Source organism: Streptomyces sp. NPDC044704, assembly GCF_056433525.1.
Map to the genome: position 1 here is coordinate 138589 of NZ_JBWKGY010000006.1, position 16455 is coordinate 155043.

The following is a 16455-nucleotide window of genomic DNA, read 5'->3' on the forward strand; positions in this document are numbered from 1 at the left end:
CCACGGACCCGACCAGTCCGCGGCGCCCGGACCGTCCGTGGACAGCGATGCCCCATATCATCGCTTTTCATGGGAGAGGTCCGCTTGACCAGCGCAGAGACCGACCGGAGCCCCGCACAGGCGTCCGGCAAGGGTTCCAACGGCAGGAGGGAAACCGGCGGCGACCCCGCCGGGAGGCCGGAGACCCGCAGGGGGAGCACGCGTTCGCGGCGTGCCGCGGGCTTCGCGGTCTGGTACCTGAGAACCGTCACCTTCGTCAACTTCCTGAGCGCGGTGTGGCTTTCGCTCGGGCAGGACCTGCGCCGGCACAACACCGCCGACTTCTACACCCCGTACCTGCTCACCGCGGGCTTCGCCTCCGGGCTGTTCTCGCTGCTGCTGGCGGTGACGATGGGCCGCCGCAAGCGGGCCGCCTGGATCCTGAACCTCGTCGTCAGCGGAATGCTGCTGCTGGCGTTCGCGGTCGCCGCCTTCGCCCCCTGCACCGGCGGCGAACTCGACTTCTGCTACCCGGAGTTCCGCGACCACGCGCAGAACTGGTTCTCGCTCGCCCTGACCGCGGCCTTCGTCGGCGCCCTGCTGCTGGGCCGCCACGAGTTCTACGCCAAGGGCGACCGCTCCAACCCCAAGCTGGCGACCGCCGTGGGCGCCGTCGGCCTGCTCGTCACCTCGCTGGTCGCCGCCCTGCTCGTCGGCGCGACCAACACCGACGCCGACCGCGCCGACGCGACGTTCCTGGCCCGCTGGCGGTACGGCGTGATGCGGCTGATCACCCTGGCGCCCGACGACAAGGCGTACAACGCGATCACCACGCCCGCCTGGGTGGACGTCTTCGTCAACGTGATGTCGATGCTGCTGCTCCTCGCGGTGCTGTTCGCGGCCTTCCGTTCGCGCCGCGCCGTCGACCCGCTCACCGCCGACGACGAGGAGCGGCTGCGGGCCCTGCTCGCCCGGCAGGGCGACCGGGACTCGCTCGGCTACTTCGCGCTGCGCCGCGAGAAGTCCGTCATCTGGTCCCCGACGGGCAAGGCCGCCGTCACCTACCGGGTCGTCGGCGGGGTCTCGCTCGCCTCCGGCGACCCCATCGGCGACCCCGAGGCCTGGCCCGGCGCGATCGAGCCGTGGCTGGCGGAGGCCCGCGAGCACGGCTGGGTTCCGGCCGTGATGGGCGCGAGCGAGGAGGCCGGGCAGATCTACGCCCGGCACGGCCTGGACGCGCTGGAACTCGGCGACGAGGCCATCGTGGAAACCGCCGAGTTCACGCTGGAGGGCCGGGCCATGCGCACGGTCCGCCAGGCCTACAACCGCGTCAAGCGGGCCGGGTACACCGTCCGGATCCGCCGCCACGCCGACATCCCGGCCGACGAGATGGCCGTCCTCCTGGAGCGCGCCGACGACTGGCGCGACGGCGCGACCGAACGCGGCTTCTCCATGGCGCTGGGCCGGCTGGGCGATCCTGACGACGGCCAGTGCGTGATGCTGGAGTGCACCGACGGGAACGGCGACCTGCGCGCCGTACTGTCCTTCGTGCCGTGGGGCCCCAAGGGGCTCTCCCTCGACCTGATGCGCCGTGACCGGGATTCCGAGAACGGCCTGATGGAGTTCATGGTCATCGAACTCCTGGAACGCTCCAGGGAGATCGGGGTCACACAGGTCTCACTGAACTTCGCGATGTTCCGTTCCGTCTTCGAGCGGGGATCGAGGCTCGGAGCGGGTCCGGTGCTGCGCATGTGGCGCTCGCTGCTGAGTTTCTTCTCCCGTTGGTGGCAGATCGAGTCCCTCTACCGGGCCAACGCCAAATACCGGCCCATCTGGGAACCGCGGTTCATGCTCTTCGAGAAGAGTTCCGACCTGTTGCGGATCGGTATCGCGGCGGGCCGGGCCGAGGGCTTCCTGGAGGCGCCCGGCCTGCCGAAGTGGCTGCACCGCAGACATCTGGAGACGATTCGTTGACGGCTCGGACGACGACCCGGACGAAGGCCCCGCTACGACGGTTCGCCCGCCGGGAGTGGGGCCCCCTGTTCCGGACGGTCCGGGACGCCCTCGTCCGCGACTCGTGGCGGGCGGTCCCGATGACGATCGGCGCCGTCTGCCTGACCTCCGCCTTCCAGATCGTGCAGAACACGTCCTGGGGCTTCCAGCCGGTCCAGAACCTCGGCTCGGTCAAGGCCGCCGACCCGCTGTGGCTGGCCCTCCTGCGCACGCCGCTGTCGCTGTTCGTCCCCGCGCTGGACCTGCCGGTGTGGGGGGCGCTCGCGCAGATCCTGCTGGTCTTCGGGATCTCCGAGATCTGCATCGGCTGGTGGCGGACCCTGCTGATCGGCTACGTCGCCACCCTCGCCGGGACCACCTACGCCCGGATCGGCCTCTCCGTGGGCCCCGACCATCCCCTCGGCCTGCCGGAGTCCGACCGGATCGTCAACGACACCGGGCCCTCGGCGGCGGTGGTGGGCCTGGCCATCTACGTGTGCTGGCGCTACCGGGCCTACCTCACCGGGGCCCTGGTGATCGTGGTGATGATCGCCGAGGTGCTGTTCAAGAACAACCTCGCCGGCAAGGAACACCTGGCGGCCATCGCCGCCGTCATGGCCCTGTGCGCGGTCCGCGCGAAATGGGGGCCGGTCCGCTCCCGGACCCCCCTCGGGCGACGGCCTCCGCCGCCCCCTCCCCCGCGGCCCGCCTGAGCCGTACGCGCCGCGCGCGGGAGCCCGTACCGTATCCGCGTGAGCACAGACCTCGGGCCGTTCGCCCCCACCCGCCAGTGGATGCGCGCCCATCCGCTGGCCACCGACGCGGTGCTCGCGTTCGGGGCGCTCGTGGCCATGGTCGTCGGGTCCTTCGCCGATCCGCACGGACCGCACGGGCCCACCTTCGGGACCCGCGCCCCGGATCCGTTCTCCCTGCTGCTGATGGTCCTCGGCGCGGCGGCCCTGGTGCTGCGGCGCCGACGGCCGCGCGCCGTACTCGCCGTCACCTGCGGGCTGTCCCTGCTGGAGCTGACGACCGGCGAGCCGAGGGCGCCCGTCGCCATGTGCACGGTGATCGCCCTGTACACCGTGGCGGCCCGCACCGACCGGCCCACGACCTGGCGGATCGGCCTGCTCACCATGGCCGGGCTGACGGGCGTGGCCATGCTGGCCGGACCGCTGCCCTGGTACGCGCAGGAGAACCTCGGCATCTTCGCCTGGACCGGGATGGCCGCGGCCGCCGGGGACGCGGTGCGCAGCCGCCGGGCCTTCGTCGACGCGATCCGGGAGCGGGCCGAACGGGCCGAACGGACCCGGGAGGAGGAGGCGCGGCGGCGGGTCGCGGAGGAGCGGCTGCGCATCGCCCGGGACCTCCACGACGTGGTGGCCCACCACATCGCCCTGGTCAACGTGCAGGCGGGGGTGGCGGCGCACGTCATGGACAAGCGCCCCGACCAGGCGAAGGAGGCCCTCGCCCACGTACGGGACGCGAGCCGGTCCGCGCTGAACGAACTGCGCGCCACGGTCGGGCTGCTGCGGCAGTCCGGCGACCCGGAGGCTCCGACCGAACCGGCCCCCGGACTGGCCGTACTGGACGAGCTGCTGGACACCTTCCGGCACGCCGGGCTGCCGGTGGAGGTGTTCGTGGAGCTGGGGCGGGAGCGGGCGGCCCTGCCCTCCGCCGTGGACCTGGCGGCGTACCGGGTGATCCAGGAGGCGCTGACCAACGTGCGCAAGCACGCGGGCCCGGGAGCCAGGGCCGAGGTCAGCGTGGTGCGGGTCGGCGCCTCGGTGGAGGTGACCGTGCTGGACGACGGGGGTGACGGCGCGGACCCGTCGCCGGAGCCGTCCGATCCGAACGGCGGCCACGGCCTGCTCGGCATGCGCGAACGGACGGGCGCCCTGGGCGGCTCCTGCTTCGCCGGCCCGCGCTTCGGCGGCGGCTACCGCGTCCACGCGATCCTGCCGACCTGACCCCGGCCCGGTCACGGCACTAGGGCCTGTCGTCAAACTCCCGTCGTCGCCCGGAGGGCGGCCCTGCGGCGTCTGGTGCGTGCTCTCGGTGCGCCGGGCGGAAGCCCGCGTACTGGACGTACTTGGCTTTCGCCCGGTGCGGCGAGAGCGCGTGCCAGGCGTCGCGGGGCAGACGGGAGTTTGACGACAGGCCCTAGCACTCCTTCCGCCAGGCCCCCAGTTCGTACTTCTTCTCCAGGGAGCTGAGCTTGAGCGCGCGCGTGCCCTCGCAGAAACGGTCCGCGGGGAGTTCGTACTCGACGTGGAAGACGGCCTTGCCGGCCTCGATGAAAGGTGTCAGCCGCTCGCACTCGCGGTACTCGGCGCACTGCTCGTTGACCGCGAAGTCGAAGTCGCCGACCAGCTGAGGGATCTGGTCGAGGTCGTTCTTGAGGCCTACGGCGAGCCCCCGGTCGTGGGCGAGGCGGGCGATCAGCCGGTTGTACTTCAGCTGGTCGTCGGCGGTGAGGGGGAAGCCGGAGGCGTTGCGGTAGGCGTCCATGTTGTCGGGTTCCACGGCGTCGAAGCCCTTGTCCCGGCACATGTCGAACCGTTTGGCGACGAGCGGTTCGAGCTCGGCGAGGCGGCGGATGTCGAGCCAGCGTTCGCCCTCCCAGCCGTTGCCCTTGCCGAGCATCGACTCCGGGAAGTCGCCGGCGTCGGGACGGAAGTCCTCCCAGGCACCGGTGGACAGGTAGCAGATGGTGCGCCGGCCGTCCTTCTTGAGCCGGGCCACCTGGTCCTTCGTCGTGGTGAACCCGTCGACGTCGTAGACGGGCACGTCGACGGAGGTGTCGAGCTTCCCGCTGAGCTGCCACTGCCAGGCCGTGCCGGGTCTGGGCTGCCAGCGTTCCCCCGGCGCCGGGTCCGGGCCGGGCCCCGGGTCGTCGTCCGGTTCGGCGCTGCACGCGGTGAGCAGGAGCAGCGCCGTGACCAGCAGGACGGCGAAACGCTTCATCCGGCCGCCTCCAGGGCGTACGGGAGGGTTCCCCACGGGTGCGCGCCCGTGCCGGGGACCGCGCAGTGCACTCCGGCCCGGCGCTGCGCCGCGAGTTCGGCGGCGGGGGCGTCCGGGGGAACGGCGTACACGAGGTGGCAGAAGCGCTGTGCGGGGTGGTCGGCGGTCCAGGGCGGGGCGGTGGCCGCGTCCCGGTAGGCGTCCCAGGGGCCCTCGAAGGTGACGAGCAGGTCGGCGAGCCCGGCGTACCCGGGGTGCGGGTGGACGCCGTGGTTCAGTACGAGCGTACGGGCCCCGGCGGCGCGGGCGGCGACGGCGAGCCGCGTGTAGTGCGGCAGGAGTTCCGGGTCGGCGGCGGCCTGGTCGAGGAAGGCCCCGTCGGTGGCGTACCAGTCGCGGTGCCGGAGCAGGTCCTGGACGACGGCCGCGTGCGGGCGCCGCCCGTAGTCGGTGTCGGCGTACCCGAGGACGGGCACCCCGGCGTCGCGCAGGCGGTCGGCGACGGCGGCGAACCGTTCGTCGCGGGCCCGGCCCGGCCCGCTGTCGGGGTTGAGCACCACCGAGTGCAGCCGGCCCGCGGAGCGGATGAGCCGCTCCCACTCGTCGGGGCGGTCGGCGGGGTGCTCGTACAGGGGCACCAGCAGCATGGGGTCCTTCTTCTCGTACGGGCGGGCCGGGCCGCCGAAGGCGTGGGCGTCGCGGGCGGCGCTCACCGGTGGGCCGTCGCACGGCCGAGGAGCAGGCAGACAAGGACGGCCAGGGCCGCGGCGGCGGTCCCGGCGACCACGAGCTGGACGAGCCGGGGCTGTCCGAGGCCGGTCAGCAGCGCCAGGCTCTGGGCGACGGCCGCCGAGGCGCAGACCACGGCGGCGGGCCGGACCGCCCCGAAGGACTGCAGGAGCAGGCCGGTCCACATCACGGCGCCGAGGAGGAGCAGGGTCGCGACGCGTACGCCCGTCAGACCGGGGGCGTCGGGCCACAGCAGGGTTCCGGTGACGCCGAGGGCCAGCAGCACCACCAGGTAGGAGGCCAGGCAGCGGGCCAGCGTGGTGAGCATCCGGCGCCGGAAGGCGTGCGGGGAGCGGGCCGCGCGCAGCCCGGCGAGGCTGCCGCTGCGGAACCGGTGCAGGAGCCATTCGGCGGGGCCCATGCTGAGGGTGAGGGCCACCGCCGAGGGGGCGGCGACCGCCTCGGCGGGGCCCCCGGCGAGGACCTCGCCGAGTGCGGCGTACAGCACCAGCAGGCCGGTGCCGAGGCCGAACACCCCGTACGGGACGGAGTCCCCGATGCGGGGGCCGCGCCGGGTGTACTCCTCCTCGGCGCCGCGCAGCATCTGCCAGCGCACGGGGCCGCGTTCGCCCGGGCGGTGCCGCGTCCAGCCGCGGACCCGGCGGGCGGCGGCCCGCAGGCCGCCCGCCAGCGGCAGTTCCCGTACGGCCAGGAAGCAGGCGGCCAGCAGGGACACGACCAGCAGGGTGACCCGCAGGGGCACGGGCAGGTCGAGGAACAGGGCGAGGACGGCCCCGGCGGCCATCGGGCCGAGCGCGGCGAGGAGCACCCGTTCCCGGCCGAGGACCAGCAGGACCGTGGCCGCCCCGACGTACAGGGCCTGGCCGGCGGCGAAGGCGTACGAGAACGGCGGCCCGCCGGGCACGGTCAGCGCGGCGGCGGTACCGAGGAGGGCCCCGGCGGGGGCTCCGACGAGGAGGGTGCGCCCGGCGGCGGCCCGGTCCCCGAGGCCGAGCCAGGAGTAGGCCCGGTGGGACAGGGTCTGGTCCCAGACCCAGCCGATGAGGGCCCCGGCGAGCAGGGTCAGGGTGCCCGCCGGCAGCCCGAGGCGGTCCGGGGGGCCGTCGAGCAGGGGCGCGCCGAGCACGTAGGCCAGACCGGGCAGGGCGAAGATCACCCCGCGGAGCAGGCAGGCGGTGAGGGACACCTTCCATGGGTCGGGGACGCGTTCGGGCTCCGGGAAGGAGCGGGGCACCCGGGCGTAGAGCTCCTCGGCGAGCCCGAAGGAGTCGTGGCGGCCGTAGGTGAGCCGGATGTACTCGTCGGTCATGCCGTCGGATTCAAGGATCGCGGCGATCTCGTCGGGGTGGACGGCCGCCGAGATGAACGGGTCGAGCCGTTCGGCGAGTTCGTCCATCGGGTCGGCGGCGGGCGCCCCCCGGCGCGGCCGGGGGATCGCCGGCAGGGTGCCGTCGGCGGAGCCGGACGGCCGCGGTGCGCGGCGGCCGCCCGGGGAGCCGTGGCCCACGGGTACCCAGGTCCCTTCGGGGCCGGGCGGTTTGAGCCAGAGGGATCCGCTCACCACAGGCTCCCGTCGGCCGCGAGTTCCTTGTACCAGGGGTCGGCGAGCCGCTGCGTCCAGGTGTCGCCCGCGTGGACGGGCAGGACGGGCTGGCCGGCGAGTTCCCGGTAGATGTGCCGGAAGCCGTCCACGGACTGGTGGAGGGTGAACTTCTCGACGACGCGCTTGCGGGACAGCCGGCCCAGTTCGGCGCGGCGTTCGTCGTCGCGCAGCAGGGCGAGGGTGGCGCGGGCCATGGTCTCCGGTTCCCGGGGCGGGACGACGAGTCCGGTGTCGCCGACGGCCTCGCGCACTCCCCCGACGTCGGTGGAGACCGTGGTGCGGCCGCAGGACATGGCCTCGATGATGCTGAAGGGGAAGCCCTCGCTGATGCTGGACAGCATCACGACGCTGCCGGCCGCGTAGGCCCGCGCGACCTCCTCGATGCGGCCCTCGTAGGTGATCCCGTCGCTCACGCCGAGTTCGGCGCCGAGCTCCTCCAGGCGCAGCCGGTACTCCTCGCAGCCGGCCGGGACCGGGCCGAAGAGGCGCAGCCGCAGGGCGGGCAGTTCCTCGCGCATGAACGCGTAGGCCCGGATGAGGGTTTCGAGGTCCTTGATGGGGTCGATGCGGCCGCACCAGCTGAGGGTGGGCACCTCGGGTTCGGGACCGGCCTCGGGGAAGGCGTGCGGGTCGACGCCGTTGTAGACGGTGCGGATCCGTTCGGAGTCGGCGCCTCCGCGCTCTTCCCAGCGGCGGTTGTACTGGTTGCACGGGGTGATCAGGTCGGCCTGCCGGTAGCCCTCGGTGTTCAGCTCGCGGTAGAAGCCGAGCATGAGGGCCTTGACTGGCCAGCGCTGTTCGGCGGTGCGGTAGCCGAGGTAGCGCTCGCGGAGGTAGATGCCGTGCTCGGTGAGCAGGAAGGGCACCCCGTCGAGGCGTTTGGCGGCGAGGGCGGGGAGGGTGGCGAGGCCGCTGCTGACCGCGTGGGCGACGCTGTCGGGCGGGATGCGCACGGACAGCGGGCGCAGGGCGTGTTCCAGCAGGTCGGTGGCGGTGAGCGCGTCGTGGATGGTGGGTTCGGCCTCGGCGGTGACGAGTCCGGGCCGGGTCCACACGTTCATCAGCAGGCGCAGGACCGATTCGGAGCGCAGGGCCGGGGCGAGGCGTCCGGCCCGGGCCAGCTCGGCCAGTTCGCCGAGGGCCTCGGAGAACCCTCCGTGGAGGGGGTCGATCAGGGAGAGCAGGAAGCCCTCGTAGGTTTCGGTGAAGCGGCGGTGGGCCCTGCCGCGCAGTGCGGACCGGCGGGTCCGGGACGGTGCCGGACCCCAGAGGGGGACGGCCGTGTGCCGGTAGACGTTGCGCGGGAGGTCCCAGGTGACCGGCTCGCGTCCGGAGCCGGTCAGGGCTATGACGTTGAAGTCGACCTCCGGCATGCCCCGGACGAGTTGGTCGCACCAGGTGCTGACGCCCCCGTGGACGTGCGGATAGGTGCCTTCGGTGAGCATGGTGACATGGCGCCCATGGCTCATGCGGTGTGTCCCCCCAGGACGGAAAAGGGGCCGGCGCCCGTGGGTTCGCGGTGCGCCGGCGCTAGGTGGAACGAGTGGCGGCTTGCTCGGGCCGGACGGTACGGCCCGCAGGTCAGAGGAGCTTGAGCGTGACCGCCGACTGGAGCAGCTCGGGAGCCGCCCAGGCCGATCGGTTGCCGGCGTACGCGGTGCCGAAGTCCGCGGTGCCGAGCAGGAGTTGCTTCTTCGTCCCGTTGGGCGCGGTCACCGGGGCGACGACGCCGGAGGGCGCCTTGACCGTGACGTCCTTGCCGATGCGGTACGCGGTGACCTTGTTCTCGGCCACGGCCTTGTCCCAGGCCGCGCGGCGGCTGAGTTCGACGCCGGTGTCCTTCATGCTCTGGTTGACGATCGGGGCGCTCGGCGCGTAGAGCGCCCGGTAGGTGTCGAGGACCCGGTTGACCACCGGGTAGAGGGTCCGGTCCTCGGCCAGGTTCGACTGGTGGACGTAGTGCGGACGCGGGTCGTTGGCCAGGACGTGCCGCAGGGCGGTGCGGGCTTCCTGCGGGACGACGTAGTCCAGGTAGCCGGTGCTGACGTCCAGCGGGGCGGGCAGGCAGGTCGAGGTGCCCGGGTTGTCCTCGCACGCGCCGCTGCCGCCGTGGGCCCGGCTGGTGTAGATCCAGTTGTACTCGTCGGCCATCTCCGCGTTGGTGCCCGTGTTGTAGTACACGTTCATCGGGTGGCGCGGGACGGTCAGGGCGGCGCCGACGGCCCGCTGTGCCGGTTCGCGGGAGTTGTCGCTGCCGGCCCACTTCACGCCGTTGTCCGCGAGCGCGCCGGCCAGGTTGGGGTTGTCCTGGGGCTGCTGCGGGGCGGTCTTGAGGCCCGAGTGCTCGCCGGTGACGAGTTCGGTGCGGTCGAGGGTGATGCCCTTGGAGGCGGCCCAGTTGTTGTTGTCGCGGATCTGCGCGGAGATCTCGGCCCGGCTCATCCAGTTGATCGCGCCCTGGGCGTTCTTCGTGCAGGTCCACGGGACGGTGGTGACGTCCTGCACGCAGCCGAGGAACGGGTGCGTGTAGGTGTGGTTCATCCAGCGGTACTTGGCCCGGTCGGCGACCAGCTGCGCGGTCATCGCGTCGACCCCGCCGTTCTCCGCCTTCCACTCCTCCCCGGCGCCCGCGTTGAACAGCATGTCCAGCTTGAAGTTCTTGGACGTCTGCCACTGCGCCGCGTACTGGGCGTCGGCCGCGGTCATCCGGATCGTGGACTCCTGGCCCTCGCCGCCCGCGCAGGCGTAGTCGCCCGGGGTGCAGTTCAGGTCCTTGTTCCAGCGGGCGTCCGGCGCGAACACGTCGTCGACGTGGACGGCGAAGTAGTTGCGGCTCTGGCCGAGGTGCACCCCCTGCGTCAGCCAGTCGACGATGCCCCGGGCCAGCAGCCGGTACTGCTGCTGGTGCTGGTTGTAGCCGAAGGTGACGACCAGCTCGCTGCGCCCGTCGTGCGTGTACTCGCCGACGAGCGAGGCCCGTCCGGACCCGTTCGGGACGGGGGCGTCGAGGAGGCTCGTGTAGCCGGCCCTCGGCTTGCCCATGAAGCCGTAGCTCTCCAGGATCAGGCTCGAATTGTCCTCGAAGGCCACCTGACCCCCGAGGTAGCCGAAGGGCCCCGCCTTCCCGGCGGCGGTGACGGCGGCCTGGGTGCCGTCGAGCTGGCCGCCGTAGCCGCCGTTGTCCGTGTACTCCAGGCCGACCCCGGGGTGGGCCCAGGTGTAGGCGTCGACCTGGCGGATCCCGTACGTCGTCTCGTACGAGGTGAGCGCCGCCATCTCGGCCGAGCCCGCGGGGAACGGGTTCTCGTTCGGCAGCACGACCCCCTGGTACTTGGCCCGCGGCCGCCCGTCGACGGTGTCGCTCAGGAAGGCGGCGTTGATGACCGGGCGCGTGGTGCTGCCCAGGTCGACACGCGTGTACGGCACTCCGGTGTCCCGGAGCTCCGCGGTGATCGCCTCGACCGAGCTGCCGCCGTCGTCGACGACGAGCACCTTCAGGTCGACGCGCGGCGTCACGGCCGCCTGAGCGGTCGCGGCGGGTACTGCCACGGACATCAGGGCCGCGGCCGCCATCGCGGCGGCAACCCTGTTCATCCGGTTCTTGTTGACCATTTCGGCCTTTCCCCCCGCAGGCGTCCCTCGGCGCGGCCCTTGGCGGTCGGCCGGGCCCGGGAGGCTCTGTGGAAAATCATGCAAAGGAACCCCGCGTCCCCTTGCGAGAGTGGCTCGAGTCTCTCGGACCTCGTCAGGTCTAAAGGGCAAACCTGGAACAGAGGCCACAGATGGGTGAACCTGATGCCCTCTTGATCGAACAACTTGCCAAACCTTCGAGTGGCGTACGGACGAGTGGCTGCGCGTAGGCTCGTTTCCGGCGGCCGTCGGGCCCGGAATACGATCGCTGCGGAGCGGCCGGCGACCCCGACGTGACCGCAGCGACCACATACATAAAACGGAAGCGAGACTTCACCACCGTGACTGCTCTGACTCTCAGCACTGCCGGCGCGGCGACGCTGCGCGCCGACGCCCTCGTGGTCGGCGTGGCGAAGGGCCCCAAGGGCCCCGTCGTGGCCGCCGGCGCCGAGGCCGTGGACAAGGCGTTCGACGGAAAGCTCGCCGCCGTTCTGGACGCGCTCGGTGCCTCGGGCGCCGAAGGCGAGACCACCAAGCTGCCCGCCCCGGCCGGCCTCAAGGTCCCGGTCGTGCTGGCGGTCGGTCTGGGCCCCGTGCCCGAGCAGGACGAGTCCTTCGACGAGGAGGCCCTGCGCCGCGCCGCCGGCGCCGCCGCCCGCGCCCTGCACGGCGCCAAGAAGGCGGCCTTCGCGCTGCCCCTGGACGACGCCTCCGCCGTCACCGCCGTGGCCGAGGGCGCGCTGCTGGGCGCGTACGCCTTCACCGCCTACCAGGGCGGCGAGAAGAAGGGCGCCAAGAACTCCGGCCCCAAGCAGCCCCTCGCCGAGGTGACCCTGCTCGGCGCCAAGCCGCGCGACAAGGACCACAAGGCCGCGGCCGAGCGCGCGAGCGTCGTGGCGGCCGAGGTCAACATCGCCCGCGACCTGATCAACACCCCGCCGAACGACCTCACCCCCGAGGCCTTCGCCGCCGTCGCCTCCGCGACCGCGAAGGAGAACGGCATCAAGGTCCAGATCCTGGACGAGAAGGCCCTCGTCAAGGGCGGCTACGGCGGCATCATGGGCGTCGGCAAGGGCTCCGAGAACCCGCCGCGCCTGGTCAAGCTGACCTACACCCACCCCAAGGCGGAGAAGACCCTCGCCTACGTCGGCAAGGGCATCACCTACGACTCGGGCGGCATCTCCCTGAAGCCGGCCGGCCACAACGAGACGATGAAGTGCGACATGGCCGGCGCAGCCGCCGTGTTCGCCGCCGTCGTCGCGGCCGCGAAGCTGGGCCTCCAGGTCAACGTGACCGGCTGGCTCGCACTCGCCGAGAACATGCCCTCCGGCTCCGCCACCAAGCCCGGCGACGTGCTGCGCATGTACAGCGGCAAGACCGTCGAGGTCCTCAACACGGACGCCGAGGGCCGCCTGGTCCTGGGCGACGCCCTGACCAAGGCCTCCGAGGAGACCCCGGACGCGATCGTCGACGTCGCGACCCTGACCGGCGCCATGGTGCTGGCGCTGGGCGACCGCACCTTCGGGATCATGGCGAACGACGACGCCTTCCGCACCTCGATCCACGAGATCGCGGAGGAGGTCGGCGAGGCCTCCTGGCCGATGCCGCTCCCCGAGGACCTGCGCAAGACCATGGACTCCCCCACCGCCGACATCGCCAACATGGGCGTCCGGATGGGTGGCGGTCTGGTGGCCGGCCTCTTCCTCCAGGAGTTCGTCGGCGAGGGCATCACCTGGGCCCACCTCGACATCGCCGGTCCCGCCTTCCACGAGGGCGCCCCGTACGGCTACACCCCCAAGGGCGGCACCGGCTCGGCCGTGCGCACCCTGGTGCGTCTGGCCGAGCGCACCGCCACCGGCGACCTGGGCTGACGTCCCGCCCCCTGGGACGCCCCAGGTGGGCGGGGGTGCGCCCCGGGACCCGACCGAGGTCCCGGGGCGCACCCGCTCTGGAATAAACGTCGAGGATCAGTAGCTTTCTACGCACGGGTAACCGTTACTTCGGGCAGAACGACGGTCCACCCCGGGGGCCCGGCGTCCCGCGTTCCCCCGACAAATGCGAAGATGGGTTCTCGGCAGGACAGGGCCCCCACCACAGGGCCGAAGAAACAAGCGGCCGATTACCAGCCGCCGCCCGGTCACAGAGGACCGGTGCCCGGCGCACATGCATGGAGGACGTGACGTGGCGAACGACGCCAGCACCGTTTTCGACCTAGTGATCCTCGGCGGTGGCAGTGGCGGTTACGCCGCGGCGCTCCGCGCATCCCAGCTGGGTCTCGACGTTGCGCTGATCGAGAAGAACAAGCTCGGCGGCACCTGCCTGCACAACGGCTGCATCCCCACGAAGGCTCTGCTGCACGCCGGTGAGATCGCGGACCAGGCGCGCGAAGCCGGACAGTTCGGTGTCAAGGCCTCTTTCGAGGGCATCGACATCGCGGGTGTGCACAAGTACAAGGACGATGTCATCTCCGGCCTGTACAAGGGCCTGCAGGGGCTGGTCGCCTCCCGCAAGGTGACCTACATCGAGGGTGAGGGCCGCCTCTCCTCCCCGACTTCCGTCGACGTGAACGGCCAGCGGATCCAGGGCCGGCACGTGCTCCTGGCGACCGGCTCCGTGCCGAAGTCCCTGCCGGGTCTCGACATCGACGGCAACCGCATCATCTCCTCGGACCACGCGCTGGTCCTGGACCGCGTGCCCGAGTCCGCGATCATCCTGGGCGGCGGCGTCATCGGCGTCGAGTTCGCCTCGGCGTGGAAGTCCTTCGGCACCGACGTGACCGTCATCGAGGGCCTCAAGCACCTCGTCCCGGTCGAGGACGAGAACAGCTCGAAGATCCTCGAGCGCGCGTTCCGCAAGCGCGGCATCAAGTTCAACCTCGGCACCTTCTTCGAGAAGGCCGAGTACACGGAGTCCGGCGTCCGCGTCACGCTCGCCGACGGCAAGACCTTCGAAGCCGAGGTGCTGCTGGTCGCCATCGGCCGCGGTCCGGTCTCCCAGGGCCTCGGCTACGAGGAGCAGGGCGTCGCGATGGACCGCGGCTACGTCCTGGTCGACGAGTACATGCGCACCAACGTGCCGACCATCTCGGCCGTCGGTGACCTCGTCCCCACCCTCCAGCTCGCGCACGTCGGCTTCGCCGAGGGCATCCTCGTCGCGGAGCGCCTGGCCGGCCTCAAGGCCGTGCCGATCGACTACGACGGCGTGCCGCGCGTCACGTACTGCCACCCCGAGGTCGCTTCCGTCGGCATCACCGAGGCCAAGGCCAAGGAGATCTACGGTGCGGACAAGGTCGTGGCCCTGAAGTACAACCTCGCGGGCAACGGCAAGAGCAAGATCCTGAAGACCGCGGGCGAGATCAAGCTCGTCCAGGTCAAGGACGGTGCCGTGGTCGGCGTCCACATGGTCGGTGACCGGATGGGCGAGCAGGTCGGCGAAGCCCAGCTGATCTACAACTGGGAAGCCCTGCCGGCCGAGGTCGCGCAGCTCATCCACGCGCACCCGACCCAGAACGAAGCGCTCGGCGAGGCCCACCTGGCCCTGGCCGGCAAGCCGCTTCACGCACACGACTAATCGTCACGGGCGCGACGACCACTTCCGCACTTTCGTTAGGAGCAACTGAAACCATGTCGGTTTCCGTAACCCTTCCGGCGCTCGGTGAGAGCGTCACCGAGGGCACTGTCACCCGCTGGCTGAAGGCCGAGGGCGAGCGCGTCGAGGCCGACGAGCCGCTGCTCGAGGTCTCGACCGACAAGGTCGACACCGAGATCCCGTCGCCCGTCTCCGGCATCCTGGCTTCCATCAAGGTCGCCGAGGACGAGACCGTCGAGGTCGGCGCCGAGCTGGCCGTCATCGACGACGGCTCCGGCGCCCCGGCTGCGGCTCCGGCCGCCGCCGAGACCCCGGCCGCCCCTGCCGCCGAGGCTCCGGCCGCCCCCGCCGCCGAGGCCCCCGCGGCCCCGGCTCCGGCCGCCGAGGCCCCCGCCGCCGAGGCCGCTCCGGCCGCGTCCGGCACCGATGTCGTGCTGCCCGCGCTGGGCGAGTCCGTCACCGAGGGCACCGTCACCCGCTGGCTGAAGGAGGTCGGCGAGTCCGTCGAGGCCGACGAGCCGCTGCTCGAGGTCTCGACCGACAAGGTCGACACCGAGATCCCCGCACCGGTCTCCGGCACCCTGCTGGAGATCCTGGTCGCCGAGGACGAGACCGCCGAGGTCGGCGCCCGTCTGGCCGTCATCGGCGTCGCCGGTGCCGCTCCGGCGGCCGCCCCCGCCACTGCCGCCCCGGCTCCGGCCGAGGCTGCCCCGGCCGCCGCCGCTCCGGCCCCCGCGGCCGCTCCCGCCGCTGCCGCTCCGGCTCCGGCCGTGGCCGCTCCGGCCGCCGCCGCCCCGGTCGCGGCTCCGGCTCCGGCCGCAGCCCCGGCTCCCGTGGCCGCTCCGGCTCCGGTGGCCCCGGCCGCCCCCGCCGCCCCCGCCGCCGCCGCTCCGGCCGGCGACGAGGGTGCGTACGTGACCCCGCTGGTGCGCAAGCTCGCCTCGGAGTCCGGCGTCAACCTGTCGACGGTCTCGGGCACCGGTGTCGGTGGCCGCATCCGCAAGCAGGACGTCCTGGCCGCCGCCGAGGCCGCCAAGGCCGCTGCCGCCGCTCCGGCGCCGGCCGCCGCTGCCGCTCCCGCCGCCAAGGCTCCGGCCGCCGCGGTGTCCGAGCTGCGCGGTCAGACGGTCAAGATGACCCGCATGCGCAAGGTCATCGGCGACAACATGATGAAGGCCCTGCACTCGCAGGCGCAGCTCAGCTCCGTGGTCGAGGTGGACATCACCAAGATCATGAAGCTGCGCGAGAAGGCCAAGGCCGGCTTCCTCGCCCGTGAGGGCGTCAAGCTGTCCCCGATGCCGTTCTTCGTCAAGGCCGCGGCCCAGGCGCTGAAGGCCCACGCGGTCGTCAACGCCCGGATCAACGAGGACGAGGGCACCATCACCTACTTCGACTCGGAGAACATCGGCATCGCCGTGGACTCCGAGAAGGGCCTGATGACCCCGGTCATCAAGGGTGCCGGTGACCTCAACCTGGCGGGCATCTCCAAGGCGACCGCCGACCTGGCCGCCAAGGTCCGCGGCAACAAGATCACGCCGGACGAGCTGTCGGGCGCGACCTTCACCATCAGCAACACCGGCTCGCGCGGTGCGCTGTTCGACACGGTGATCGTGCCCCCGAACCAGGTCGCCATCCTGGGCATCGGTGCCACGGTCAAGCGCCCGGTGGTCATCGAGACCGCCGAGGGCACCAACATCGGCATCCGCGACATGACGTACCTGACCCTGTCCTACGACCACCGTCTGGTGGACGGCGCGGACGCGGCCCGGTACCTCTCGGCCGTCAAGGCGATCCTCGAGGCCGGCGAGTTCGAGGTCGAGCTCGGCCTCTAAGGTCCGTCCGACCTGAAGATCCGCTTACGAGGCCCCCGCCCGGATTCGTCCGGGCGGGGGCTTCGGCGTTGTAACGAGCCTCACCAAGGGTCACCCGCCAGGAACGCATCGCAG

At 72.2% G+C, this 16455-nt stretch carries 11 protein-coding genes; 6 read left to right on the forward strand and 5 right to left on the reverse strand.

All coding sequences use genetic code 11. From position 1 onward, the window contains the following. Positions 1 to 69: 69 nt before the first annotated feature. From AC07B0_RS17420 to AC07B0_RS17430, 3 genes are all read left to right on the forward strand, one after another. Positions 70 to 1953 carry a phosphatidylglycerol lysyltransferase domain-containing protein gene (locus AC07B0_RS17420; protein ID WP_478898540.1) on the forward strand — a complete coding sequence of 628 codons (1884 nt, stop codon included), beginning with the start codon at positions 70 to 72 and terminating at the stop codon, positions 1951 to 1953. Then, entirely contained in the window at positions 1950 to 2684 is a 735-nt protein-coding gene (locus AC07B0_RS17425) for a hypothetical protein (RefSeq protein WP_356883692.1), read from the forward strand. The genes AC07B0_RS17420 and AC07B0_RS17425 overlap by 4 nt, the downstream gene beginning before the upstream one ends. 81 nt (positions 2685 to 2765) lie before the next feature. Beyond that, a complete protein-coding gene (locus tag AC07B0_RS17430; protein WP_356883694.1) occupies positions 2766 to 3941 on the forward strand; it encodes a sensor histidine kinase in 1176 nt (391 codons plus the stop codon). A 193-nt stretch (positions 3942 to 4134) separates the two neighbouring features. Here the strand turns inward: AC07B0_RS17430 and AC07B0_RS17435 are convergent, their stop codons facing one another. From AC07B0_RS17435 to AC07B0_RS17455, 5 genes are all read right to left on the reverse strand, one after another. Further along, positions 4135 to 4938, reverse strand: coding sequence for an endo alpha-1,4 polygalactosaminidase (locus tag AC07B0_RS17435; protein ID WP_356883210.1), 804 nt, complete (start codon positions 4936 to 4938; stop codon positions 4135 to 4137). Continuing rightward, a complete protein-coding gene (locus AC07B0_RS17440; RefSeq protein ID WP_356883252.1) occupies positions 4935 to 5585 on the reverse strand; it encodes a spherulation-specific family 4 protein in 651 nt (216 codons plus the stop codon). The genes AC07B0_RS17435 and AC07B0_RS17440 overlap by 4 nt, the downstream gene beginning before the upstream one ends. A 62-nt stretch (positions 5586 to 5647) precedes the next feature. Continuing rightward, the gene (locus AC07B0_RS17445) at positions 5648 to 7249 is read right to left on the reverse strand and encodes a hypothetical protein (RefSeq protein WP_467290992.1); all 1602 of its coding nucleotides are present in this window, start codon (positions 7247 to 7249) and stop codon (positions 5648 to 5650) included. After that, positions 7246 to 8760 (reverse strand): GT4 family glycosyltransferase PelF, encoded by a 1515-nt coding sequence (gene pelF / locus AC07B0_RS17450; RefSeq protein ID WP_356883214.1) that lies wholly within the window; start codon positions 8758 to 8760, stop codon positions 7246 to 7248. The genes AC07B0_RS17445 and pelF overlap by 4 nt, the downstream gene beginning before the upstream one ends. 112 nt (positions 8761 to 8872) lie before the next feature. Then, positions 8873 to 10903: a hypothetical protein gene (locus tag AC07B0_RS17455; RefSeq protein ID WP_469379939.1), complete on the reverse strand. Its 2031-nt coding sequence runs from the start codon at positions 10901 to 10903 to the stop codon at positions 8873 to 8875. 359 nt (positions 10904 to 11262) lie between these two features. Here AC07B0_RS17455 and AC07B0_RS17460 point away from each other — a divergent pair, with 359 nt between their 5' ends. The 3 genes from AC07B0_RS17460 to sucB all read left to right on the forward strand — a co-directional run bounded on the left by AC07B0_RS17460 (position 11263) and on the right by sucB (position 16341). After that, positions 11263 to 12792: a leucyl aminopeptidase gene (locus AC07B0_RS17460; RefSeq protein ID WP_356883218.1), complete on the forward strand. Its 1530-nt coding sequence runs from the start codon at positions 11263 to 11265 to the stop codon at positions 12790 to 12792. A gap of 310 nt (positions 12793 to 13102) precedes the next feature. After that, positions 13103 to 14491 carry a dihydrolipoyl dehydrogenase gene (gene lpdA, locus AC07B0_RS17465; protein WP_356883220.1) on the forward strand — a complete coding sequence of 463 codons (1389 nt, stop codon included), beginning with the start codon at positions 13103 to 13105 and terminating at the stop codon, positions 14489 to 14491. Between the two features lie 53 nt (positions 14492 to 14544). After that, positions 14545 to 16341, forward strand: a complete 1797-nt coding sequence (gene sucB, locus AC07B0_RS17470) for a 2-oxoglutarate dehydrogenase, E2 component, dihydrolipoamide succinyltransferase (protein WP_478898541.1) — start codon at positions 14545 to 14547, stop codon at positions 16339 to 16341. The last annotated feature ends 114 nt before the right edge of the window (positions 16342 to 16455 follow it).

Bases quoted from the DNA above. Each gene is read 5' to 3' on its own strand.
- AC07B0_RS17420 (WP_478898540.1), top strand. From the start codon at position 70: ATGGGAGAGGTCCGCTTGACCAGCGCAGAGACCGACCGGAGCCCCGCA.
- AC07B0_RS17430 (WP_356883694.1), top strand. From the start codon at position 2,766: ATGCGCGCCCATCCGCTGGCCACCGACGCGGTGCTCGCGTTCGGGGCG.
- AC07B0_RS17435 (WP_356883210.1), bottom strand. From the start codon at position 4,938: ATGAAGCGTTTCGCCGTCCTGCTGGTCACGGCGCTGCTCCTGCTCACC.
- AC07B0_RS17440 (WP_356883252.1), bottom strand. From the start codon at position 5,585: ATGCTGCTGGTGCCCCTGTACGAGCACCCCGCCGACCGCCCCGACGAG.
- pelF (WP_356883214.1), bottom strand. From the start codon at position 8,760: ATGAGCCATGGGCGCCATGTCACCATGCTCACCGAAGGCACCTATCCG.
- AC07B0_RS17455 (WP_469379939.1), bottom strand. From the start codon at position 10,903: ATGGTCAACAAGAACCGGATGAACAGGGTTGCCGCCGCGATGGCGGCC.
- sucB (WP_478898541.1), top strand. From the start codon at position 14,545: ATGTCGGTTTCCGTAACCCTTCCGGCGCTCGGTGAGAGCGTCACCGAG.